Source organism: Lentibacillus kimchii (assembly GCF_055381965.1).
Window position 1 is genome coordinate 568,292 of record NZ_AP043934.1, and the last position, 25,302, is coordinate 593,593.

General features: G+C 45.1%; 19 protein-coding genes. 8 read left to right on the forward strand and 11 right to left on the reverse strand.

Features of this window, described 5'->3' with window-relative positions; all coding sequences use genetic code 11:
- Positions 1–346: 346 nt before the first annotated feature.
- Positions 347–1,360: a hypothetical protein gene (locus ACZ444_RS03350; protein ID WP_382358225.1), complete on the forward strand. Its 1,014-nt coding sequence runs from the start codon at positions 347–349 to the stop codon at positions 1,358–1,360.
- The gene (locus ACZ444_RS03355; RefSeq protein ID WP_382358223.1) at positions 1,290–1,961 is read left to right on the forward strand and encodes a sugar transferase; all 672 of its coding nucleotides are present in this window, start codon (positions 1,290–1,292) and stop codon (positions 1,959–1,961) included. Before ACZ444_RS03350 ends, ACZ444_RS03355 begins: the two co-directional genes overlap by 71 nt.
- A 185-nt stretch (positions 1,962–2,146) precedes the next feature.
- Here ACZ444_RS03355 and ACZ444_RS03360 read toward each other — a convergent pair whose 3' ends face one another.
- The 6 genes from ACZ444_RS03360 to ACZ444_RS03385 all read right to left on the reverse strand — a co-directional run bounded on the left by ACZ444_RS03360 (position 2,147) and on the right by ACZ444_RS03385 (position 8,230).
- Complete coding sequence (locus ACZ444_RS03360; protein WP_382358222.1) at positions 2,147–3,631, reverse strand: hypothetical protein; 1,485 nt, start codon at positions 3,629–3,631, stop codon at positions 2,147–2,149.
- Complete coding sequence (locus ACZ444_RS03365) at positions 3,631–4,143, reverse strand: divergent PAP2 family protein (protein WP_382358221.1); 513 nt, start codon at positions 4,141–4,143, stop codon at positions 3,631–3,633. Before ACZ444_RS03365 ends, ACZ444_RS03360 begins: the two co-directional genes overlap by 1 nt.
- Positions 4,144–4,232: 89 nt before the next feature.
- Entirely contained in the window at positions 4,233–5,180 is a 948-nt protein-coding gene (locus tag ACZ444_RS03370) for a lysylphosphatidylglycerol synthase transmembrane domain-containing protein (protein ID WP_382358220.1), read from the reverse strand.
- Positions 5,180–5,935, reverse strand: a complete 756-nt coding sequence (locus tag ACZ444_RS03375) for an SDR family oxidoreductase (protein WP_464433575.1) — start codon at positions 5,933–5,935, stop codon at positions 5,180–5,182. The genes ACZ444_RS03370 and ACZ444_RS03375 overlap by 1 nt, the downstream gene beginning before the upstream one ends.
- Positions 5,935–7,320, reverse strand: a complete 1,386-nt coding sequence (locus tag ACZ444_RS03380; RefSeq protein ID WP_382358218.1) for an FAD-binding protein — start codon at positions 7,318–7,320, stop codon at positions 5,935–5,937. Before ACZ444_RS03380 ends, ACZ444_RS03375 begins: the two co-directional genes overlap by 1 nt.
- A 19-nt stretch (positions 7,321–7,339) precedes the next feature.
- Positions 7,340–8,230 (reverse strand): decaprenyl-phosphate phosphoribosyltransferase, encoded by an 891-nt coding sequence (locus ACZ444_RS03385; protein WP_382358233.1) that lies wholly within the window; start codon positions 8,228–8,230, stop codon positions 7,340–7,342.
- Between the two features lie 434 nt (positions 8,231–8,664).
- On the opposite strand from ACZ444_RS03385, the gene ACZ444_RS03390 reads away from it, so the two are divergent.
- Together ACZ444_RS03390 and ACZ444_RS03395 are read left to right on the forward strand one after the other, a co-directional pair.
- Complete coding sequence (locus tag ACZ444_RS03390) at positions 8,665–11,850, forward strand: S-layer homology domain-containing protein (RefSeq protein ID WP_464433576.1); 3,186 nt, start codon at positions 8,665–8,667, stop codon at positions 11,848–11,850.
- Positions 11,851–11,955: 105 nt separating this feature from the next.
- The gene (locus ACZ444_RS03395; RefSeq protein WP_382358216.1) at positions 11,956–14,595 is read left to right on the forward strand and encodes an Ig-like domain-containing protein; all 2,640 of its coding nucleotides are present in this window, start codon (positions 11,956–11,958) and stop codon (positions 14,593–14,595) included.
- A 631-nt stretch (positions 14,596–15,226) separates the two neighbouring features.
- On the opposite strand, the gene ACZ444_RS03400 is transcribed toward ACZ444_RS03395, so the two are convergent.
- The gene (locus ACZ444_RS03400; protein WP_382358215.1) at positions 15,227–16,324 is read right to left on the reverse strand and encodes an integrase core domain-containing protein; all 1,098 of its coding nucleotides are present in this window, start codon (positions 16,322–16,324) and stop codon (positions 15,227–15,229) included.
- Positions 16,325–17,526: 1,202 nt separating this feature from the next.
- On the opposite strand from ACZ444_RS03400, the gene ACZ444_RS03405 reads away from it, so the two are divergent.
- Positions 17,527–20,931, forward strand: coding sequence for an immunoglobulin-like domain-containing protein (locus ACZ444_RS03405; protein ID WP_382358214.1), 3,405 nt, complete (start codon positions 17,527–17,529; stop codon positions 20,929–20,931).
- Between the two features lie 409 nt (positions 20,932–21,340).
- Here the strand turns inward: ACZ444_RS03405 and ACZ444_RS03410 are convergent, their stop codons facing one another.
- The 4 genes from ACZ444_RS03410 to ACZ444_RS03425 all read right to left on the reverse strand — a co-directional run bounded on the left by ACZ444_RS03410 (position 21,341) and on the right by ACZ444_RS03425 (position 24,037).
- The gene (locus ACZ444_RS03410; RefSeq protein ID WP_382358213.1) at positions 21,341–21,832 is read right to left on the reverse strand and encodes a helix-turn-helix domain-containing protein; all 492 of its coding nucleotides are present in this window, start codon (positions 21,830–21,832) and stop codon (positions 21,341–21,343) included.
- Positions 21,833–21,951: 119 nt separating this feature from the next.
- Positions 21,952–23,043: a DnaD domain-containing protein gene (locus ACZ444_RS03415; RefSeq protein ID WP_382358212.1), complete on the reverse strand. Its 1,092-nt coding sequence runs from the start codon at positions 23,041–23,043 to the stop codon at positions 21,952–21,954.
- Positions 23,044–23,133: 90 nt separating this feature from the next.
- A complete protein-coding gene (locus ACZ444_RS03420) occupies positions 23,134–23,694 on the reverse strand; it encodes a sigma-70 family RNA polymerase sigma factor (RefSeq protein WP_382358211.1) in 561 nt (186 codons plus the stop codon).
- Positions 23,695–23,800: 106 nt separating this feature from the next.
- Complete coding sequence (locus ACZ444_RS03425; RefSeq protein ID WP_382358210.1) at positions 23,801–24,037, reverse strand: helix-turn-helix domain-containing protein; 237 nt, start codon at positions 24,035–24,037, stop codon at positions 23,801–23,803.
- A gap of 181 nt (positions 24,038–24,218) precedes the next feature.
- Between ACZ444_RS03425 and ACZ444_RS03430 the strand changes: the two genes are divergently transcribed.
- The 3 genes from ACZ444_RS03430 to ACZ444_RS03440 all read left to right on the forward strand — a co-directional run bounded on the left by ACZ444_RS03430 (position 24,219) and on the right by ACZ444_RS03440 (position 25,231).
- Entirely contained in the window at positions 24,219–24,437 is a 219-nt protein-coding gene (locus ACZ444_RS03430; protein ID WP_382358209.1) for a hypothetical protein, read from the forward strand.
- A gap of 323 nt (positions 24,438–24,760) precedes the next feature.
- Complete coding sequence (locus tag ACZ444_RS03435) at positions 24,761–24,901, forward strand: hypothetical protein (RefSeq protein ID WP_382358208.1); 141 nt, start codon at positions 24,761–24,763, stop codon at positions 24,899–24,901.
- A 69-nt stretch (positions 24,902–24,970) separates the two neighbouring features.
- Complete coding sequence (locus ACZ444_RS03440; RefSeq protein ID WP_382358207.1) at positions 24,971–25,231, forward strand: hypothetical protein; 261 nt, start codon at positions 24,971–24,973, stop codon at positions 25,229–25,231.
- Positions 25,232–25,302 lie beyond the last annotated feature (71 nt).

The following is a 25,302-nucleotide window of genomic DNA, read 5'->3' on the forward strand; positions in this document are numbered from 1 at the left end:
ATCCTGCGCGAAAATCGCACCAGCCTTGAGATTAGATCAAATCAGAGGAAAACGGTGCGCAATGGTGCAAAATTGATGAAAGCGTCTGTGCTGCGACAAAATGGCCCGCACGCAAAATCGGCACCCGCACGAGCGGGCGAGGCGCATGACAATGACGCGCACCCGCACGAGCGGGTGAGGCGCATGACAATGACGCACCACACGAGCGAGCCGCACAGCACGGGCACCCGCGCGCACCGCACGGGCGAGCCGCACAGCACCGGCACCCGCACCACCAACCGCACCGCAAAAACGCTAAACAACCACCTCACACATGAGGCGATACTATATGGTAAGGATGAACCTTATGGGAGTTACAGAACAACTGCACGACGAATTGAATGCGATCAGCGGCAGTCAGCATACCGCTGTGACAATTAACAGCACCGCGCGCGCCGGCAATGACTTTTTAGTCCTCCCGCGCCGGTATACGAAAGATACAGCCATCGCCGGCTTCCTGATCGACCGGGAGGATCTGCTGCGGGAGACGCTCGATGTCTTTGACGGCCAGGTCGATACCATTTATGTCGATATCGAGCAGAAAAAAGAAATCAGCCTCTTCCAGACGGCCAAACAAATGCTGCAGCATTCAAGGCTTGAGGCGCTCAAGCCCAACGATATGGCCGTCGAGGCGTGTGATATGCTCATCCGCCAGCAATTCGGCGATGATGTCGAGAACAGACGCATCGTGATTATTGGGACAGGCAATCTCGCCAGTAAAATCACACTGAGACTGAGCGAGCGGCAGGCCCGTGTTTATATGCTCGGCCGGTCCCGGACAAAAGAACAGAACGTGATCGACGGCCTGAATACGTTTGTGCCGGCTTATTCGGCACCGGTCCGCTCGTTTAGCGAACTGCCGGATGACGGGCAGCCGGCTGCGGCGGTGATCGCCTTTATTATTGGCCAGTTTCAGGAGGAAGCGCGGCTCCTGCCTTATATCGGGCCGGAGACATTTCTCGTTGACGGCGGCATCAATAATTTCAGCGGTCAGCTGATTCAACAGCTCACCGCCCGGGGTCTGACCGTCACCAGGCTCGATGTGCGCCTCGGCCTGCCGTATCAGCTTATGGCCGCGGACAACTACATAACCGAATTTTTCCGCGATGTCTTCGGCAAAACAGAAATTTCGGGGATAACGCTTGTTGCCGGCGGTTTCATCGGCGAAGCAGGGTCGGTGATCGTCGACAGTATTACGCGCCCCGGCCAGATTGTCGGCATCGCTGACGGTAAGGGAGGCGTGAAGCGGCATGAGCACCTCACAGCAGCCGATGAGGAAGCAATCCGGACGATCCGGGACGCCTTTTCAGTTAGCCTGTAAACGGCTGATCGATATCGCGGTCAGCCTCATCTGCCTGCTGGTGCTCTCGCCCGTCCTGCTCGCGGTTGCCGCCTGCATCATGCTTGAGGACGGCCGCCCAGTCATGTTCAGGCAAAAGCGGAGCGGCCGGGGGGATACGGTCTTTCACATTTATAAATTCCGTTCGATGACAAACAAGCCGAGTGCCCCATCTGCCGCAGCCGCCAATCCTTATACGTGGAAAAATGGCGTCCCGGACGATTTTGTGTTCAAGTCATCCGCACTGGATAACCCGAACATCACGAAAACCGGCCGCTTCATTCGCAAATACAGCCTGGACGAACTGCCGCAGTTTCTGAATGTCTTGAAAGGGGACATGAGCCTGATCGGCCCCCGCCCGGAAATTATCGAGATCACCCGCTGCTATAATGCCAATCAGCGCAAGCGCCTCGCCGTTAAACCGGGCATCTCCGGCTTGGCACAGGTGAACGGCCGCAGCCTGAATCACGGGGAAAAGATCCGCCACGACCTCGATTACGTCGAACGCTTCAGTCTGAGACTCGACTTAAAAATCATCTTGAAAACGATCAGCAGCGTCTTCCGCGCCGGTGACGCTGTCTAGTCCATTGCTTCCGAAAAGCAGTGGTTTTTTTATATCCGAAACCTAAAACTGACGGAACAGAGCCCAATCCACGCCGAAGCTGCCGAAGCCGCTGAATCCGCCGCAACCACCGCCACGACGCCGCCATCACACCCGCGCACCCCGCACACCCAACCAAAAAAACGGCAGCAGAGACATCCAGTCCCTTACTGCCGCATCGGAATAAACGTCTTATCATTATCTTGCATCATGATCTCAAAACTCGCATCATAATCGTAGCCTTGAAGCGACTCATGCTGGAAATAGACGCCCGCCGCGTCATTTGGCGTCACCCGCTCACGGAATTCTGTGAGCGATTCCGGCTCCGCAAAATACGGCCGGAAGTGCACCTTGATAAATTGAATATCTGGGCGCAGATACCGCGCGTGAATGTTTTCAAACGCGATGATGCTGCCCTCAGGAATCGCCTGGTAGGTCTCACTCACCGATGCCGCTGTTTCACGGTACGTCGCCTCATCGGACTCGGCCGCCGAATACACCGGATAAGCGACCGTCACGAGAAATACGACACCAAAGACGAGTGTGAGCGCCCGCCGCCATGACGGCCACGCCCGCTTATCCACGCCAGCTATCCAGCTGACGAGGGCAAGCGCCAGCATAAATGTGGCCGGTCCCAGCAGCCGGAAATTAAACGGATCAAAAAATGCCGACCAGCGCATGGCGACAATTCCGGTGAAATAAACAGCGCCAACGAACAGGCATAAGCCCGGCACAAGCCATTGCTCCCGGGGCAGCCGGAACAGTCTCAGGATGTAGCGCGGCCGGACAAACAGCACTAGAGCGAGCACCACCAGCACGACGCTCGCCAGCAGGCTCCCGTTCATTTCCACAGAAAACAAATCCAGCTCTGATAAAACGCCGTCGCGCAGCATCGTAACAAATTCCGCCGCCGTATCGCGCCGGGGGATTCGCTCCATGCCCGTAAACAAGCCTGTCTTAGCCCAGTTCACGAGCAAATAGAAGCCGCCGATTGCCAGCACCGCGCTGCCGCTCACCCAGCATAACAGCATCGGCTTCCACCGCCGCCGGACCAAATAATAAAATCCGACAAGTCCGACGATGCCGGCGCCGATCAGGCCGATATAACGCATAAAAAATAACCATAAAGACGCGAAAAATAAATGCGCGATGTAGCCGCGCTTTTCCGTCTGGATAAAACGCGTGAGCCCGAATACGAGCCACAAGAGCCCGAACAGAAACGGCACCTCCGACCATGTCCGGACAAACAGACTGCTTATTGTGCTGATGCTGAACACGAGCGCCAAAACGGCGGACCGCCCGCGAAACAGCCGCTGCAGCAGCAGAAAACACAGGCCGAGACAGATGATATTGACGACTTTCGCCGCCCAGAACACACCCAGCCCGCTGATAAACGCTGTCAGCGCAATCAGCACCGGATAACCGACCGGCCAGGTGGCGAAATAGGTGCTCATGCCGTCAACATAATTCGCTGTCGACAGCCCGTCACCGTTTAAAATGGATTGCGCCAGCTGCAGATAATGCGCCGAATCCGAGCTCAAAAAACCGTCCGGATCAAGCGCCGCGCGCACAAGCAGGGCCGCACTGTACACGAGGAAAAACAGCCACAGCCAGAGCCCATCAGCGGCTAACAAACGCTTCTTCGGCTTCATCAGGACCACCCCCACCAGGAAAATAGACCGTACAGCACCGCACTGACTGCCAGTCCGACAGCCAGGCCGCCGGCAAGTTCAGCACGCGTGTGGCCGGAGCGCTCACGCAGCGGCTGTTCAGCGATTTCGCGCTGGCTGTTCCCCTCAACGCGACCACTGCACTCCTGCAACGGCTGGTCAAAGCTCGCGTCATGGCCGCCGCGTTCACCAGCCTGCACACCATTCAGCCGGTTAATAGCTGCCGCTTGCTTGCCGACCTCGACGCGCAGCCCCGTGGCGTCGATCATCACGATCATCAGCAGACCAATCGCCGCACCGAATGCCGGTGACAGCCATCCTTCTCCGAATCCGATCAAAAAGGCGACCGAGGAGACCGTCGCCGTATGCGTGCTGGGAAAGCCGCCATTGCCGCCATGTTTAACGGCTTCCCGGCCATATGTTATGACGTTCAATGCGAATTTCAAACAGCCGGCCGCCAGCCAGCCGATGAGGGGGGCGAGAAAGTAGGGCACGCGAACCACTCCTTAAAACATCTTCATGAGGATGCCGGTCAGAACCGGCTATTTCAATTGCTCGATTTTTGTGAAGCCACCATTCACACTCAGCCAGAAAACCGTCGCCGCGTCAGCAGAAACACCAGCACCCCAAGAATCACCCCGAACCAGAGCGTGACAAACCGGATGACCAGCGAAATCGTCACCGCCATGCTGCCGCCCGCGCCGAAATAGACGAGCAGGCCGGCAATGCTGCCTTCCGCGACACCGAGACCGCCGGGAATCATCGATAGCGCGCCGGCAAGTGTCCCGAGACTGAAAATCAGAATGCTGGCGGCGAGGGAGATATCCACCCCGACCGCCTGAATCACGACATACAGACTGACGCATTCCAGCAGCCAGGCAGCAGCGCTCAACAGAAACGAAAAGCTCAGCAGGCGAAACTGCATGAAGAAGCGCATCTGCCGGTAAAATCGGTGCAGCCCCAGGCGGAACCGCCGTAAACGCCGCGGCCTGGTGACCAGCTGTATCAGCCATCCCGTCAGCTGCCGGCGCCCGAGCAGGAGAAAGAACGCCACAATCGCCACTGCAACCAGCAGGATGAGCGGCGCTCCGATCGGATAAATCAACAGGCCGCTGCCAATCAGCAGCAGCATCGCCAGCAGATCACTCAGCCGGTCGTAAATCACCACCGGCGCCGATGCCGTGTACGCGACGCCCGCACGCTGCTTCAGCAAATACGACTTAATCAGCTCACCGGCTTTCCCCGGGGTGATCGACATCATCAGCCCGATGAAAAAAATCGCCGTGTTATCACGCCGGCTCACCGGAAAAGACGCCCAGCGGGAAAATGCCTGCCATTTCCACAAACGCAGGCCATAACTCGCAAGCGTCAGTAAAAACGCGAGCCCCAGCATCTGCCAGGGCATCGTCACGAGCACATCACCGACCCGCTGCAGATCCCCGAACAACAGCAGCACAGCAACGACAATCACGCCGAGCATCACGCCGGTTATGACCTTGGGAAACAGGCGGCCATAGCCTGTTCGTTTCATTACAGATCCGTCCGTTTAAACAGCGACTCCGGCAGCAGCTTCACCACGAGCATGATCACGAGCCAGAACCACGGCGTATACACGACATTCCGGCCCCGCTTCCCGAGTGCCCGGTCAATATCACGCGCTACCTTATCCGCACTGGCAATCAGCGGCGAGTCATCAGCCGTTTGCTCGATCATCTTCGTATCCACGGTGCCCGGTTTGATCGTCAGCACCTGCACGCCGGACTTGTGCAGCCGGTTGCGCAGGCCTTGCATATAAGCACTTAGGCCAGCTTTCGTCGAGCCATAGATATAATTGCTCTTGCGGCCGCGGTCACCAGCCACCGAGGACACCGCCCCGATAAAGCCGCCGCGCTTCCGCCGCTTCTGCTGACCTTCAAAATAATTCGCCGCGATATTTAACAGCGACACCGCCGATGTATAGTTCACATCAATCATCTGACGTGCGACCGCGAAGGAATGTTCCGCCTCCTGCTGGTCGCCCATCGCGCCATACATCAGCAGCACAGCGCTCAGGCCGCCGCTTTCCTTGACCGCTTCATTGAAAAAGGCTTCATGCCGGTCAAAGTCCAGCGCGTCAAAATACTTAACCGACACAGCTGCCTGATAGCGGATTTCCAGGTCCTGTTTCATCGTTTCCAGCTGCTCGGTCCGCCGGCCTGCTAAAACTAAATCGATTTTCCGGGCGGCCAGCCGTTTTGCGGTTGCCTGTGCAATCGTGGAGCTGGCGCCGAGTATCAATACGCGCATCATAACCACCTCGCTGTATCATAATGATCATCCAGAGCGATCCGCCGTGCCATCGACGAGGAAAACAACCCCTCGGGATCGAGCTGCCGCTTCACATCCATAAAACGCTGCCAGCTGGGATACATCGCCCGGAACGTATCAGCATCCAGCACGGCATCCTTCGCTAGGTAGACACGCCCGCCATGTGCGAGCACAATCGCATCCAGCTCGCGTAAAAAGGGGAAAAGGCTGTTATCCTTTATCGGCAAGTCCAGCGCCAGCGTATAGCCTTCCACCGGAAACGACAGCAGCCCGCCACTTGCCGGACCAGAGCTTTTCAGCACGGCCAGGAACGATGCCCGCTTGTCATGGCTCAGTTTTTCCAGCACACGGCGCACACCTTCCTCTGGATCATGATTCTTCGGAAACACGGCCTGATACTGCACGAAGCCATTTTTCCCGTAAAATTTATTCCAGTCCTGAATGGCATCGAGCGGATGGAAGAACGACGCCAGATCAACCAGCTTCGTCTCATTTTTATACGAGCGGTAATACAGATTGTTAAAAGCTTTGATGCTCCAGCGGTTAAGGACAAACCCCGGCGCATAGACCGGCATTTTCAGGGACGGCTTGTCCGGCATCGCGAGCGGGCTCTTGTTCGCCGGCTGCCACTCATCCGCCGCAGCATGCTCACCGCGCATCAGCACCGAGCGGCCGAGGGAATCACCCTCACTCAAGCAGTCAATCCAGGCAACCGAATATCGATAATCCTGATCCTGGGCGGCGAACTTATCGAGCGCTTCACCCAGATTAGCCGCCTTCTCATAGGTGACGCGAATCCCTGAACTTTCCACAGGCATCAGCTTCAGCGTCGCCCGGACAATCAGCCCGGTCAGGCCAATCCCGCCAATCGTTGCCCAAAAAGCCTCAGGATTCTGCTCCCGGCTGCACGTAATGATGTCACCGCTTGCCAGCAGCAGGTCAAAACTTTCGACACATTCGGCAAAACTGCCGTCGCGGTGATGATTCTTGCCGTGCACATCATTAGCGATAGCGCCGCCGACGGTGACATACGCTGTCCCCGGAGTGACCGCCGGAAAATAGCCGCGCGGCAGAAAGACATCCATGATATCGGAAAGCGTAACACCTGCTTCACACGTCAGCATGCCGGTCGCCTCATCGAACGCCAGCAGGTGCGTCAGCTGATCAGTCCGGATCATGCCGGCATCCTCATTCAGTGCCGCATCGCCGTAGCTGCGGCCCAGACCATAGGCAATCTGCGGCTCGCCGCCAGCTTCTCGCAGAATACGCTGCATCTCACCGATGGTCTCCGGCTGATGCACGAAGCCGGTCAAGCGCGGGTAGTGACCCCACCCTGACATTTCGCGTTTCGTTGGTTTTGCCACGTTACTCACTTCCTAACTGTTAATCAACAAGCGTTAAAATACACACAACACTCAGCACATACAGCACGACGGTGATCAGAATGTGCCTGTCTTCCAGCAGCACCCGTTCTGGCGCCCCGCCTTGCTGTTTCACCTGCACGAGGTAAAGGTAGCGGAACATACCGTAAATCACAAACGGAATCGTCCACATTAAATGGACCGTCGCCGCTGCCGTGAAGCTGAACACCGCATAGGAGACAATCGTCGCCGAGGTCACAATACTCGTCAGCTGATCGAGGAACGGCAGCGAATAATCATCAAGCACCCTGCGATACTCACCGCTCGTGGTACGCGCGAGCACTAACTCATGCCGCCGCTTGCCAATCGCCAAAAACAGCGACAGAAGCATCGCACACAGCAGGAACCACGGCGTGAAGGGCACCCCGATAATGACCGCCCCGCCAATCGCCCGCAGCACGAAGCCGGACGCGATGACGAACATATCGATAATCACCACATGCTTCAGATAAAAACTGTACCACACATTAATGAGAAAATAGATTAAAAGGATCAGCGCGAACAGCGGGCGCAGCCAGACAGCTGCAGCCAGCGACAAGAGCAGCAGACCAGCACCGGCTGCGAGCGCGAGACCCGGCGGAAGAGCCCCGGAGGCGATCGGACGATATTGCTTGTCCGGATGATGCTGGTCAGCTTCCCGGTCCTGGAAATCATTCAGTATGTAAATGCTGCTCGCCGTCAAGCTGAAAGCCAGAAAGCCAAAAACGGCCAGCCACACAGGCTGTCCATCTGACAGCGGAAACGAGAATAATAATGCGGCGAAAACTAAAAGATTCTTCGTCCATTGCTTCGGTCGCAATTCGCGCCATAATAATGTAGGAATTCGGTTCATGCTGATCGCTCCGATTCGAATAGTCTCCAGCGGAAGCCTTCAGCCAAATCCGGCCGGAGACGCCTCGCACTGTCCGCTCTGATTATAACACAGCCGCGCACCAATCGACCACTGCCACTCGCCCGATGTCAGAAATCAGTCAGGGATCTCAATTAAAATCGCATCATAGACTGCGACTTGGGGCATATACTGACAAGTGGGCTTGAACAGGATTGATTTCAGATGTATTTAAAAGTTATGAAAAAGGATGTAAAATCCTTGCAATCTAGCAAAAAAACCCATATAATGCCCAACAGGTCATATGGGGAAAAGCCTAACAATGGCGGGACTTTTTTACACCGTTGACACTTTTTGGGAGTGTTGACAGGATGTTCCATTGTCCCTATAATAGACTTGTATTCTATTAAATAGGTTTATCAGCTTTTTCATAGAATTTCTGTTTGTGTACACAACATATGAAAAAGACAAATATTCCAGCAAAGGGAGGATCACGTTTTACTATGAATAAGAAAACGTTCCGTAACGCGGCCATTTCGACAATGGCAGCATCTGCGACAGTCGCAGCCGTAGCACCTGCAGTGTCTGCAGAAAGTTTTTCTGATGTTTCACAGGATCATGAGCATTTTCAAAACATTATGCAGCTCACTGAGCAAGGTGTTATCAAAGGGCATGATGACGGTACTTTCCGTCCATATAACAGCATCACGCGCGGTCAGGTAGCCGCTATGCTGACAAATGCACTTGATCTTGATGTTCCTGGCAATGTCAGCGACGTGCTCAATCAATATGATGATGTTGATGCAAGCAGTGACTATGCTGAACCTATCGCAGCTGTCACAGAAGCTGGTATTTTCATTGGCAATAACGGCGACTTCGGCGAGTATGACAACATCACACGTGAACAAATGGCAACAGCGCTTGTTGAAGGCTTCGACCTGAACAAGTATGACAAAGGCGAAAGCGTTGATCTGAACAAGAACCATATCAGTAAAGACCATGAAGACAATGTTCAGACACTAGCTAACCTGGGCATCACGGTTGCACTCGACAATTATGATGCTTATCTCGATATCCGTCGTGATCAGTTCGCAACCATGATGAAGAAAACGCTGGATGTTGTAGAAGAAGGCGTTCCTGGTGCAGCAGCATCCGTTAGTGCTGTTAACAACACAACCGTTGAAGTTGACTTCGGCGAAGATGTGAACAACGTTGCCGATATTGATTTCGCTATCGATGGCCTTGATATAAACGATGCTGTTGTTAAGCAGACAGACGATTCCGTTGTTAAATTAACAACATCAGCACAGGAAGCTAACAAAGAGTACACGGTTACTGGAGACGGTGACAAACTCGGTAAATTCACAGGTGTTTCTGCTGTTACCCCGGATAACGTAGAGGTTACGACGAAATCCCTGCAGGGTACAATCGGTGAAGAAGTGACACTGAAAGCACAAGTTGACGTTGATGAGGACGAGTCAGCTGCAGGCATTCCTGTCACATTCAATATCACAAACGATAATGACGATAACGAAACAATCGAAGTTGAAGCAAACACAAATGAAGAAGGCGTTGCTGAGTATTCCTACACGCGTTATTACGATGAAGGAAATAGCAATGACAGTGTTGTAGCTTATGCAACTCAAAAAAGTGATGTGTTTGACACAGCTTCAGTATACTGGGGCGAATCACTCAGCATTGATGAAGTTAAAGACAATGACACGCTAGCTAACGGCGCTAAGAAAGCCTATGAAGTTACTGGCATGCCAGGCGAAACCATCAACATTGCATTTGAAGAAAACACGAATGTTGATCCTGATGAATTAGTTCGTTCCGTTGACGTGATTGATTCAGAAGGCAATAACAAAGGCTATCCTTCTCAGGTTACAACCGGCGGCAGCGAAGCCGTTGAGATTGAACTTGATGAAGACGGTGAAGCAACCTTCACACTGTCCGGCAATAATGCGACTGTAACACCAGTTGTATTCGCTGACGGAGCCAACGAAAATGAAATTGATGCCACTGAGCGTCAGGCAGCAGGTTCAGCTGTAACATTTGAACTGACACATTCACTTGGCATCAACATTGATGCACAAGGTGAGCAGCGCGCTGCAGCTGACACTGATAAAGGCATGGGCGGCCGCGACTATCAAGTTACCGTGACAGATGAAGATGGCGATCGTGTTCCAGAAGGCACCGACGTAGGCGTTGTATTTGAAGACGGCGCTCTCAGCAGTGATAAAGATGTTAATATCACGGACCCTGCAGATGCAGACAACCTTGTTAAAGCTGAAGAAGGAACACCTCAAATGTATGAAGCAGATGAGGACGGTCAAATCACATTCCATCTGACAGGCGAGAAAGATGGTTTCGCAATGCCAACAATCTTCCTTGATAATGGCAATGATGACGGTGAACTGGACAGTGCTGACCTGCAGCGCACAGCTGAAAAGACTTACTTTGTCGATGCTGATGTAGCTAATTCAGAGCTCACTGCCACAGTCAATGGCGAAAACGTTGACTGGACAACAGCTGATAAAACTGTAACGTTCGGCTATCAGTCACAAGATCAGAACGGATTCGACTACTATGCTGAAGATGGCGATGCTCCGGTTAACTTCGAAGTAACAGCCGGCGCAAATGATCTTGAAGTATCTGGTACTTTCAAAGATGATCAAAGTCCTGTAACCGTTAAGCAAGGCAAAACACAAACAGTTACGGTTAAAGCAACTGACGGTTTTGCTTCCATTGATGTAGAAAGTGCAGATGGCACTTCTGAAACAAACGCACAAGTTGAAGCTTCTTCCCATGGTCTGCCTGATCAGGAAGCTGACATTCACTTTGCTGATTCAGACGAGATCAGTGGCGAGTACACTGGAACCGTTGCAAGCTATGACACTGATAACCAGACAATCAGCCTGGATGATAAGAATGCTATCAGTTATGAAAATGGATCATTCACTAACATGAATGGCAACAGCCTTGATAAAGACGCATTTGAAAAAATGCTGGCTGACAATGACAACGTTGAATTGACCGTTAAACCAGACGGCGATGACTGGACATTCGAAGTTGCATCATTCGACGGTGATCCAGACGCTGGTGACAAAGAAGCTTCTGTTAGCTTTGATGACTCAAACGTTAATGCTGATGATAATGAAATCACAGTTACTGGTTCAACTAAGAATGTTGAACAAGGTGAAGACCTAAATCTTAACCTTACAGGTAATGATGTAGATAAAGATGTATCCGCATCTGTAGCAGAAAATGGTTCTTTTGAAGGTGCATTCACATTTGATAGTGCTATCGAAGATGGTAAATACACTGCAACCGTATCAAAAGGTGACGCAACAGACTCAATGGATATCACTGTAGGTGAAGACATGGTAAGTTTAGATGACTTAAATGCAACAGTTCAAGAAGATGCAACAGGATTCGGATCTTCGGTTCAATTCACACTTGATGATTTACAAGGTGTTTTCGCTGATGCTACTAAGGAGTCAGTAGTTGTTGTTAAAACCGGAGATGAAACATCCGAAATCAACTTTAATAAAGATATTGGACCGAATGGAATCTTTATTGAATCAAACCTTAATCCTTCAGTTGAAGAATTAAATAAAGGCACTGTATCTTTAAAGAAATAAGTGCTTAAAGTTTATTAACCCTGTAAACCTAGATCACTCTGTGACTCTAGGTTTACAAGGATTTAACTAAGAGATCATGTAAAATTAAGTTGGAGGTATTATAATATGAAAAGACCTTTCAAGGTTATGTCTACTGCATCAGTAGCCGCTGTAGCTGCAACATCATTCGTTGCTGTATCACCGGTTTCTGCAGCTGCAGATGCACAAATAGATGAAGTTAATTTTGAAATTAATGGACAGACTGTAACAGAGAGCGCCGATAGTTTAAACTATCTTAAAAATAATCCAGATGTTGAAGGTCATGACACTTATTTTAATAACGATGGAGATTTAAAAAATCCAATCGAAACAGTTCAAGTGAATGACAAAACTTATGATCCGGCAGCTTTAAACTATGCAAAAAGCCAGAACCCTGATGGTGGAATGAGCGATTGGGTTGAAGCAGCTGATCCAGTAAATACTGAAGCTTCAGTTGACTCTGTAAGTGCGATTAACCCTAAAGAAGCTTCAGTAACAATGAACACTGAGCTTAAAGAGGTTTCAAAAGATAATTTAACAGTTACCAACCAAGACGGTGAAAAACAGTATGTTAAATCCGTTGAAGTGGTTGAACCAGAAGCGCAAACTTTTGCTGCTGGTGAATCAACTAATCTTAAAGTTGAATTCTATAACGACCTCAAATCAGGCGATACGTATACATTCTCAGTTGACGTAGATGGAGAAACAGTATCATCAGACCTTGAATTTGAAATTGGTGAAGCAACCACAATTGAAACTGAGACGACACAAACTGTACAACACAATTCAGGTGAAGTTAATTTATCTAAGGCCTTAGATTATAAAGTTCTTGATGAAAATGGTTTAGATATTACTTCTTCAGCTAACGTTTCATTTGAAACAACTGCTGAATTCAAAAACGATTCGGACTCTGTCATTAATTTGGGCGCTGATGATACTGCATTTGTCTATGTTGTAGCAAATGATAAAGATAGTAAAGAGTTAGTTAAATCCGAAAGAATCTCTGTAAAAGCAGAAGATTCCACACTTGCTGAAATAACTGATTGGACTATTGCTGATAAAAGCCCTGAAGATGCAAGTCTGTTTGAAAGTAAAAACTATGAACAAAACACGACTGTACAAATGAACACTGAAAGTTCACAGTTTGTTCATATAGCTGGTAAGGACCAATTTGGAGAGACAAATTATCCTGATACCGTTAAGTATGAATCTTTAGATAAAACAGTAGCACTAGTTGATCGTAATTCGGGTGAAATCAAACCCCTTAAAGAAGGTAAAGTACCAGTTAAAGTAACAAGCGGTGATGTAACCAAAACAATTGAAGCAGAAGTTGTAGCTGATGCAAAAGCAGCAACACTTGAAGTTGAAGACACAGAAGTATCTATTTCAAATCAAATTACGGACCCAACTAAATTAGATGTTGATGTAAAAGATCAATATGGTAATGGATATACATTAACAGGAGACGAAGAAATTAACATCGAAGTTCTATCAGGAAAGGATGTAGTCGATGCATCATTTGCTGATGGAAAGCTATCAATTGCTCCAAAAAATGAGAAATCAGGTAATGCAACAGTAGAAGTAAAAGTTAATGATGATGTTAAAACAACCGTTAATGTAAATGTTACAGAAGCTGGTGCTGTTGATGATTATACTGTAGAAGGTTTCGAAAATGAACTTGATAAAAATGGCGATAAAAACGATGATACAGAAGATAAAATGAATCTTTCTGTATACCCAGTTGATGCTGATGGCGTGAAAACCGGTCAAGAACCTTCTAATGTTGAATATGAAGTGAAAGATGAAGATGGTAAAGTTGTTTCTACAAATAATCCAGTAGATGCTAATGCAACTGAAGAAAGTGGAAGCAATGATGTATTTAAAGCTGGCGAAACTTATACTGTAACAGCTAAAGTTGGCTCTATCGAAGTATTTAGTGATTCGTTCAACATAGTAGATACTGAGGAAAAAGCATCAGTTGATTTCACAAACAGCACTATTGATGCTGAAAACTTGGATTTCCTTGATGATTTAAATGAAATCGTTAATTCAAAAGATGCTGATGGTAATGATTCTTCAGTAACCGCTGCTACTTTCACATCTGATAATGATGATGTTATTGCCGATGATGGTGTTGATTATCAAGGAGAAGGTGAAGCGACATTGGTAATGGATACTGTCACTGTAGACAATGATGAAATTTCAGTAGATGACATTATTACTTTGAATGTTGATTTCAGTGAAATGGCTAGTTCTCCTAAATCACGCGTTAAACAAGGGGCAACTCAAGTTTCTGGTGTAGAATATAATTATAATAGTGAAAAAGGTAAGGCTACCCTCTCTTATAATTCTGAATCAGCTGATTTTAGCGGAGAAGATCAAAACCCTAATACTGATTTAGGTGCAAATGAAAAACATCTTTATCATGGAGTTCGTGTTGATGCTCCCGATACTGCTAAGTATGTTTCTACCGATGGAGGAAAATTACTTGAAATCGGACAGCATGATCTTACGTATGAGAATCCAAGTGATGGAGCAGGTATCTTTGGTTACTACCCTGTAGGTTATGAAAATGCTGATGGTGACAATATTGCATTTACTGATAACAAAACTTGGACTAAAGTATACACTTGGTTCAATGCTGATAAAGAGGTTATTGGGGTAGACAAATTAGATGTTGAAAGAATTGCTGATGCAGAAGAAAATGCTGAAACAACAGGTGAATAAGAGATAAGTGGATAGAATTTAGCCATTCAATGCTAAATCGTCTATCTAAAGTTGGTAAAAATGCCCTCTCTAGCTTTGGAGAGGGTATTTTTATAAAAAGATAAGATAACTAAATATTCAATAAATAAAAAAGACTATAAGTATCCGCTGTGAGATTTACAAATTTTTTTAGATTTTCAAGGTGCATATTTATAGAACTAGATTTTTAATATGTCATTCATAAATTGGTCAGGTGTAAAGTCTTCCAATTTATTTTTATATCGTGCAACAAATTTGCGTATAAGATTTCTGGGTTTATCCTTAATTTGTTCTATAAATGCCAGGAACTCATCAAAATCGATGGTAACATTAGTCTGTCAGTTGAATATGTTTCGTTCCGGTTTTTTATATGTAACCGTTTTAGGTCTCGTATTAGCTGTAAGCTTCAAAAATTAAAATCGGCAGTAATAATACATAAAAATCCATATGAAATAAACTATATTAGTAGAATTATAGGTCTAATTAAAATTGAAAAATTTAGAAAAGATAGAATTATCGAGGTTAGAATTAAAATAAGACATACCAAAAGAGCCTTTACACAGGATGTTTTTAAAGGCTTTGAGGGGCTAAATATAGAATTGAAAATAAGAAACTAGGCAACTCTTTCATAAGTATGGTATAAACCATTTAGGACAGGAGTCGCTTTTAGTTTTGCTTGATTGATGTTCACAGGTAAATGCGTAGGTGTTGGTATTGGTGTATTGCTGTTGATTCCCTGGTGTGTACGATGCGAATTATAATAGTTGTGAACATACTCATACAGTTTGTTGTGCAGGTGGTTTTCATTTAACGGAATAAGGTGATCGAATAATTCTCTGCGCAATATGCCGTTCACTCTTTCAGCATAAGGATTTTGCCACGGAGAACGAAAAGATGTTGCTTTTGGTTGAATCCCCGAAAAATATAGAAAATCCTTAATTTCTTTCGAACGGAAAACCGGATCGTTATCATGCATGAGATATTTTGGAGCCTTACTATACGGCGTTGCATCTCTGAGGTGCTGCTTGACCCAAGCTGTGTTGGGATTCTTGGTAACGCCGAAATGAATGATTTTGCGTGTCTTATGGTGAATGATAACAAATACATATAAGATCTCGAACTTTATCGTGGGAACGGTTAAAAAGTCCATAGCCCAAGTATCGTCCATGTGATTAGACATAAATGTCTTCCAGGTTTCTAGTTGCTTTTTTGTCGGATTTTTACGAGTCTCTGGCAGGTATTTGGCAATCGTATTAGGTGCTGGCACATCAGTGTAACCTTTTAAGGAAAATTGTTCATGTATTTTTTCGGGAGAATACAAAGAATTGTCTTTAGACATCTTTTTGATTTCGTAAATCCATTCATTTGATAATCTGGGTCGTCCTGGTTTCTGGGATTTTCTTTTCCAATAAATTTTAAATGCTGAACGATGCCATCCAATGACTGTCTTGGGTGTCACAACTTTAAGAACTGACCTCCAAATACTGGAGGTTTTTGAAATAAGAACCCATAGTTGTCTAAATGCTTGATCAGGTCTTGGTGTTGGAAGTTGCTTCTTTTCGTAGTGATGAATATAAAGAGACAATTGACTTCTTAAAGCCATGTTTTCCATTTTAATCTCATGTTTACTCTTGAATCCAAGTTTTATAAACTGCCACAAATAGTATGACCAGTTTTTGAAAAGATTAAGAACATTTTTAATGAAAATCATATGCAACATCCTCCAACCCATAATTTAAAACTAGAATACTAGAAGATGGCAGGATTATACAATACTTTGTCGAAATTAGGTGAGTTGCCTGTTACTCTCGGAATATATCGAACGATTGTTCTTGACAGGAATGAAGTTCTGCGGAGAGAAATCTCTGCGGGACTTTTTTGTTGTATTAATCTGTAACTTATTAAGATGATAATGTTTGAAGACTCTGTATGGGAAGTATCTCATGCAGAATTTTTTTAATGGCCATGCTGGCAGCCTCGACTGATTTTATTCAGGATATCAGTCATCCTCTACCTCACCTCCAAGCCTCTGACGATAAGAATTCTTCAATCAACTGCCGTTGGGCTATACACGTATAAATGGAAGGCTTGTCCCAGCGACTTCAAATAATACTGATAATCCAAAGATATTGAAGGACTCAAAATCCTTAAACCAAATTGCTAAGACCGTAGATCAGCAATTTGGCCTATCAAGAAAAGGGCGGAGTTGGAATCAGCTCCATTATGCATTCTTAATATAAATTTTGAAAAAGAGAGTACTAGACAAAGAATAAAAATTGTAATCTTCGTTTATAATAGTAAGAATGAATTTAAATAACGTAGGAATATTTACTAAATTTAATATGATTAAATTTGAACTTACGTTTTTTCTATTAATGGTTGATACATAAGACTAGGAAGTAAATCATAAGTATGTTTGTAGAAAAATATGAGGAGGATATTTATATATGCGGAATTGATTGACTGCAGCGATTGTTACTGTGGCGAGCACTGCATTAATATCGCCATCTGTTGCAGATGCGAGTGATGCAGATTTGGATCAGGTGAGCTTTGATTCACGAGATAGTCAAGATTATAGATCTTTAGTTAATTAAGATCAGCACCGAATGATGATAATTATTCCACCTATTTTGAAGATAATGGTTCCCTGTAAGAGAAGCCTGAAATCATTATGGTTGATGATGAAATTATCAGGAACTTCTGTATGCGATGAAAGTCGCACGTACAGTGTAGGCTCATTAAAAACCATTCATATAGAATGAATAAGGTGAGAATAGCGACAACGGATCTGGATCTGACGAAGTCTAGGCACCAACAGAAGCAGAAAAAGCACTGGAAACAATCCAAGGCTATGTTAACAACAATGATGCTTCTGAACTAAATCATTTAGAATAATTGGAGGAGTTATACTATATGAATAAACCATTTAAAGTGTTTTCCACCGCATCAGTAGCAGCTGTAGCTGCTACTTCAATGGCTGCAGTAGCGCCAGTTTCTGCTGCAGCGGCAGATGCAGAAATGGATGAAGTGAGTTTTGAAATTGACGGAAATATCGTAACAGAGAATCCCGATCAATTGAACTATATTAAAAATCATCAGGATGCTGATGGTTATGATACTTATTTTAATAACGATGGTAATTTGAAGTATGATATTCAAACGGTCCAAATTAATGACGAAACGTATCTGTTGGACTCAATCAACTACCAAAAAAGCCAAAATCCTGACGGTACATTAGGAGATTGGGTTGAAGATGCTAATCCAATTGACAGTCAAATTTATGTCGACTCTGTAAGCGCAATTAATGCTTATACTGTTGAAGTAACATTCGATAATGATGAAACAACTGAAATTGATCTTGATGAAGCACTTACTGACGGTGAAAACGAAATCACATTTACTTATCAAGGCAATCAGTTCACTGCTACTGTAAGCTATGATGCTGATACAGAAGCACCTGAACTAAGCGTTGATGGTAATAAAACTGTTGAGGTTGAAAATGGTGGAGACTTCAATCTTCCTGATGCAACAGGTACCGATAACCGGGACGAAAACGTTGACGTAACATCAGTCATCACCAATGCTGCTGGTGACGAGCTGGATGAAATCGATACAACAAAAGCAGGAACTTACACAATAACTTACAGTGCCGAAGATGAGGCTGGTAATAAGGCTGATGACGTAGAAGTAACCGTGAACGTTGCTGAAGCAGCTCCACCAGTTCCACCAACCCCAGCAGTTCCAGTAGTTGACTCTGTAGGAGCTAATAATGGCACAGTTACCGTAACATTCAACAAAGATGTTGAAGAAGTACCTGAGGATTTATCTGTTACAAAAGATGACGAAGCACTAGAATTAGATGCTGACGCATTTAAAGTAGTGGATGGCCAAGTAGAAATTACTGTACCTAAAGTTGAAACATCTACTGAAGGGGTAACTAAAGTCACTTACGGTGTTACACAAGGTGATGCTACTCAGGAAGCTACCGTTATAGTTCCTGCTGAGTTATCTCCAGCTACTGATCTAGTTGCTGAAGCTACAGAGGCAGTAGAAGATTTCGAAGCAAATGTTGACTCCGCAGAAAAAGTGGAAGGACTTGTTACTGACAGCGATGAGCGTAATGACGTAATGAATTCTTATGTTCCGGCTGCAAATACCATTCAAAAGTTGAATAGTGGCGAGGAAAAAGAAGAATTACAAAGTCGCTTGGATGCAGCTAATGACGTTCTTATTGCTGCTGGATCTGTAGATAGCTTACAAGATTCTACTGAAGACTTAAATAAGGATAACCTTGACGTTGCGAAGGCAACGGTTACAAAATCTCAAAACTTTGTAGACGCTGTTGAAGATGGCGATGCCAAAGATACCTTACAAGGTCTTATTGACGAAGCCCAAGAAAATATCGATGACTTTACAAAAGCAAATCAAGAGGAAATTGATGAAGCGGTAAACAAGGCACAAGATGCTATTGATCAACTTGGTGAAGACTATAAAGATGTAGAAATCACAGGAGATAACCTCACTGAGGCACAAGACGATGTGTCAAAAGCGAAAGACTTAATTGCAACAGCAAAAGATCTAGATGAGAACGTCGTATTTGAAACGTATGCGCTTGATCAACTAGAAGATAAGATTGCTGATTACATTTCAGATCATCAAGATAAAGTTGATAATGCTGTAAACACAGCACAAGATGCAATTGATAATCTTCCTGAAACGGTAACGTCTGAAAACATTGATGATGTTCGAAATGATGTTGCTGAAGCAAAAGACTTCGTTGCTGATGCACATGAATTAGACGAAAATGTCGTTTTCGAAACATATGCGCTTGATCAACTAGAAGAGCAGTTAGATGCGGTGGATGAAGCAACTAATGCAATTAGTGACATTGGTGATCCAGCGGATTTCTCATTAGAAGATCTTGATGATGATGCAGCTAAAGTAGCTAATGCAGAAGACAAAGTGGAAGTAGTTAAAGACTCAGACGTTAAAGCAGAAAATGTTATTGTTAACTACGATCACTTTGAACTTGCTCAAAACAAAATCGATGAACTAAAAGATCAAATGGAAAATGCAGAAGCAGCATCTATGGATGCTCGATCAGCGCTCACTAATTTGCCAATTGCTGAAAACATTACTTTAGATCATAAAGGTCAAGTAGAAAAGGCTCGTACGGCACTTAATAAGGCAACTGACTTTGATAATGTAAAAGAAGCAGATTTTAATAACGTTTGGAAATTAACTGATGCCGAAGATAAGATTGAAACACTTGAAGAAGAAAAAGAAGAAGCTAATAAAGAAATGATATCTATTGCAAAAGGTGTTACAGGCTTAGTTGATGAAGATGAAGATTTATCAGCTGATGTAGATCAAGCAGCAATTAATGATCTTCAAGCCCGTTTAGATGCAACGAATTATGATACCGAAGAAGATGCTCAATTACTTCAGAAAAAGCTTAATGCAGCACAAGAATTACTAGATGAGAAACAGGAAGCTAATAAAGAAATGGCATCTATTGCAAAAGGTGTTACAGGCTTAGTTGATGAAGATGAAGATTTATCAGCTGATGTAGATCAAGCAGCAATTAATGATCTTCAATCCCGTTTAGATGCAACGAATTATGATACCGAAGAAGATGCTCAACTGCTTCAGAAAAAGCTTAATAAAGCCCAGAAGTTAGTTAGTCAACAAGCATTTGAAGATGAAGTAGCTAAATTCACTAGTGATAATGTTACAGTTAAGCAAGATGCAGAAGTATTAACTCTACCTGAACTAAGTGATGGTTATACTGCTACTGTTGCAAGTTCGACTGATGAAGATGTAATCACATCAAATGGCGAAGTAATACCTCCTGAAAACGAATCAACAGTAGATGTAGAATTCCTTGTTTCGGAACAGAAAGCAAATGGAAAAACAGCAACTACTGACTCTATCGAAGTTACTGTTCCGCAAAGTTCTGATTCTATGGTTAAAGTATTAGAAATCAGAACAAATGATAAAAATGGCAGTTCCTATTGGTCTATTGAAACTGAATTTGAAGAACTGAAAATAAATGAACTACAATCATTAAAGTTCACTTTGTATAATGACGGAGACAACATTGGCGAACAAGAAGCAACAGAAAAAACGCTTAATCTCGAAAAATCAGGTGTTTCAAGTCCATTTTATATAGGTGAAGATACTGAAGATGGTTACTGGAATACAACACAAGTTGTATCAGAAGGCGTAACTCCTGATAAGGTTGAAATGGAGTTTGAAGACAGTGAAGGCAATACGCGCACTGTAGAATCAACAGATACAGGTCGTGACGTTGAATAAACAGAATAAAGAGTTATGTTAGGTAAGAGTCGATTTTTCTAAACTAATCGGTTGCCACATTAGATTCCATACATTAAAAATTGTATGGAATCTTTTTTTTGGTGTGCTGACATAAAAGAAATGACTGTAAGCTTCATGATTAAAAATGGAAAGAATAATACATAAAAATCCATATGAAATAGACTATATTAGTAAAATTATAGATCAAATTAAGATTGAAGATATTTAGTTTTAGTTGAGCTTATGGAAAACGAGTAGCGTGATTGTTATTGAAAACAGCGACAAAAAAGTTATAATTGACGCTTTGGCCAAAAGCTTTGAAAAGTGAATATAACTCCTCATTTTTGAATTGTACCATTTTGCTACTACTAACTTTTCCGAATTGTGATAGTAAAATATGTATTCTTTATTAGGCAGCGGCAGTAATCTCGAGGGAAACGTTTGTGCCTGATTCTTCCTCACCGATTTGAACTCGGATTGTTCCCCAATCGAACTGCACCGCCTCACCAGGCAAATGAACAATGTTTAAGTGGCTTTCCTTCATCTTATTCTTCCCTAGTCTAATGAGTTCTGTTACTTTGGTCCTGGAAATATTGTAACCCTTTGCAAGCAGCAAAAGATAAATTTCTTTGTTGCTTAACTTAATTTGGTGGCGTATGTTGTATGTACTTTTCCTCAACCTTAAAAGATGGTCGATATGTTCTTGTATCTCTTTTATGACCGGATCGTATATAGACGTTTTGGCAGCAGAGGGGAAAATAGATCCAGTATCCTTTAATCGCTTAATGAGATCTGTCACTGTATTTTTGGATACCCCAACTGTCTCAGCAATTTCCCGATAAGGTTTTCCGTTTAGAATAAAATCTAAAATCTCTCTGTATGTTGCATCGTTTAGTGTCATGATAACAACTCCATTATGTCTAGATTAGCAGTTTTTCAGACTGCTAATTAGTTTATCGGAAATATTGAGCGGTAATGTAATAGAACTGGGTGCCAGGTACATAAACAATTCTGAATTGTTTATGTACCTGGCACTGTATGTTGCTTTTTCTTCCCATACTTCGTCAGAAGTCGTTCGCATTCTTCCCATTCGGCCTGGTTGAGGGTTGTATTGTTCTGGGTGGTTGTATTTTGAGCTTGGTCGTGTGTCTGTTTTCGTTCTTGGAACCATGCCGGGATGACTTCAGCCTTTTCAGAATGACGGCTTATGGGTTTTTGGCTGTGCTTACTGCGGAACTGCTGGTCATCAGCTGCAGCTGCTTCAACGGTTTGGATGCCTTTAGTTTGCCATGACTTTAGAATGCCTTTGACGTAACGCCAGGTTGGTTTATTTTGCTCCAAGGCACGTTTCATGGCATCCAGAACGAGTGGATCGCTCATATGGCTGATCCAGTGCTGGATGTCGTCAAGAATATATGGGCTGGCTGTATCAAAATGCTGCTGGTAGAAACCGGCGGCCATGGTTGTTGTGGTTGTTGGGTTTTGTTTTGTCTGGGTTTGGTTTAAGTCTTGTTTAATTAATGGGGCCGCACTGTGGACCGGATTGTCGTCAGTGTTGCGGTCCAGATTGTGGCCCGGGATGTGGACTGGATGGCGGTCATGGCTTCGGACCGGTGCTTTGTCCGTCGCGTGGTTCGTAGTGCTCGTCTGAACTGTGGCGGTCGTTGTGTGGGCCGCGGTGTAGTCCGCTGTATCGTCGGGTGCCGGGCGATTCTGGTTAGCTTGCTGGTTTTCCTGCTCTGCGGCAGGGTCTTCTGCTGGGTGAGCGTCAGACTGGTCGGATGGATTCGGTTGCGTGGCGGCAGTAGCGGCGACAGGTTCGGTGAATGATTTGATTTGGGACAGCATACGATATGTCGGAGCTTGGTTGCCGCTGCCGGGTGTCACGTGGATGTGGCCTTTTTCACTGAGTTCTGTGCGAGCGCGCTTGAAAGTGGTGCCTTTGATGCCGGAATGGACTTCAAGCATACTGGCAGGAACGGTGAACGTCGTTTGCCAGCCCGATTTATTGTTGAAATGCATCAAAGCGTGCCAGACGGCGATGGCCGACCCGGACAGGGGATTGAATACGAGCGTGTCATCAAAGGCGTTCAGTTCTTTAATATAATTCATATGAATGCTCCTTGTCGTGGTTATTTGGAGTGGGTGCCAGGCACATAAACGAATTGTTTATGTACCTCGCACTTTGGAGAGAGCGGCACTCTATGGGTTGAGTTTGTCCAGTATGTCGCTGTGACTGCGCAGCTTTTTCCTGACTTGTTTGGCCCAGCTTTTCACGGATTCAACGGAGACGCCTTCCTGCTCGGCGATTTCCGGCATGCTCATGCCGTCGATAATATGATACTGCACCCATTTCCATTGCTTGTCTGTCAGTTGGGATTTGAGATCGTTCCAGAGAGTGGGATCGTTCGGTTCAGGGCTGGACGCGTTTGTCAGAGGCTGAGCGTTTTCACCTTCACTAACACGGTGATTGCCATCAGTCAGTTGTGTGCTGAACTCATGGGCGGCTCGGTCTTTCAGATCTGTGTGGCGATTTTCCTTGCGCATGAGGTCAATGAGGCGGTTCCGGATCATGTAGTTGAAGTAGGTTGCCATGGGGCCTTTGTCCGGCTGATATTTCTCGTAGGCATTCCACATCGCAATGAGGCCTTCCTGAAAGAATTCCTGATGCGGATCGCGGATGTTCATTTTGTGAAGCTGGTAATGAATCCGCCGCTTGTTCTGCTCGAAGATTTCCTCGAACGTTATTTTGTTGTTTTCCATGTGGTCTAGCTCCTTTGTGGGGTTGATAAAGGGAAGATATATACGGGTTTTAACTTTTGAAGGAAAAATGGCGGGTGATTCTGTCGAGAAGTATCAAAACAATTATTTATTTGTTATGAACACATTCATGAATTTCCTCAAAGAAGTAAAGAGGACAGCCAAATTCAGCATGCAGTTTGAGTAAGTAATTGGATGATATGCTGTAAATTCCACGTTCAACAGCACCTAAGTATTTATCATTCATACCAGTGTTCCAAGCAAATTCTTCAATGGATTTCAGCTGTTGTTTGCGATACTTGCGAATTACTCTGCCAGTACAAATTTGAGTTACCTCATTATCCACGCATATCCCCCTTTTCAAGGTTCATTATCCTTAAAGGGAATTAAATGGAACACCGTGTATTTACGGTTTTGTTTGGTCTGGGGAAACATTAGGACGAGACATCGTTGAGGTGCCTGTCACTTCCCGGAATATGTCGAACGGTTGTTGTTGACAAGAATGTATTGGGGACAGTCCCCCACTATTGCAGCCGTATGGCCAAGGCGGTGAAATTCCGCGCTACACCATTCCAGGCGTTGGGAAGACAAAAACCGTCCAGATGATTCACTCACTGGATCAGATGGTCACGGACTTTTCCAGAGAGAAGAATATGTCGCAGCGGGATATATTTGAGGTGGCCCTGATTAATTTCTTCAAAGCCTACGGGTATGAGCGGCAGGTAGAGGTGTTGCTGAACCAATGAGGGTACATTCTTTAAGTAGGATGTACCTTTTCATGTAAAAGATATTTGGAATTGTAAGCTGGTATGCCATGACTGCCATCATAGGCTTCGAAAAGTCTATAAGCTGCACAAATCTTGACATTTATATCCTGAGTCGGATATATTAGAATCATAGGGTACGATGAGGGACGTGTAGTCAGCATGTCAAGGTTTCAAGTGCAGTTTAGTGACCAAGAATCAATAAAAATAGATGACATCATTTCGTTTAAAAGTGACCAAGTTGCTGAAATAAAAGTACAAAAGATAAGAGTAATCCTGATGCTTATACAATACCGATTAGTTTTATGAAAAGAGAAAGCGGTAATCGAGTCATTAAAATCATAACTGTCATATCAGAGAATAGAAGTCAGGCTGAAGCAATGGAAACTTCTCTTGCCGAGAAAAACCTTGAAGCGCTGAAGGAACTAAAGAAAAAACTGAATTAAGATTAAACTCTCGTTAAATTTATCTTATAAGTCATATGTATAGATCATAGAGTAAAGGGGGAAGATAAAATGAGTACATTATCCATGGAGGCTCCCGTAATGAGCGGTCAAACGGATAATCTAACCAGAGACATGGTTTGGCATGTATCTTCTGACAAGAAAATGACTGTTCGGAATGTGCCTTACTCTATGATGGACACTGATGGCGAAGAAATTATCAGCTTAGATGTGTCTATTAAACTTGAATTGATACGCGAACTGATATTGCAAGAAGAAGTTCCTCAGGATGTTGATTTTAATGACATAGCTGACGTGGAAGTTTCAGATTAAATAGGGGACAGTCCCCCACTACTTTAAAATTACGGTATAATTTGGTCTGGGGAAACATTTGGATGAAGAAT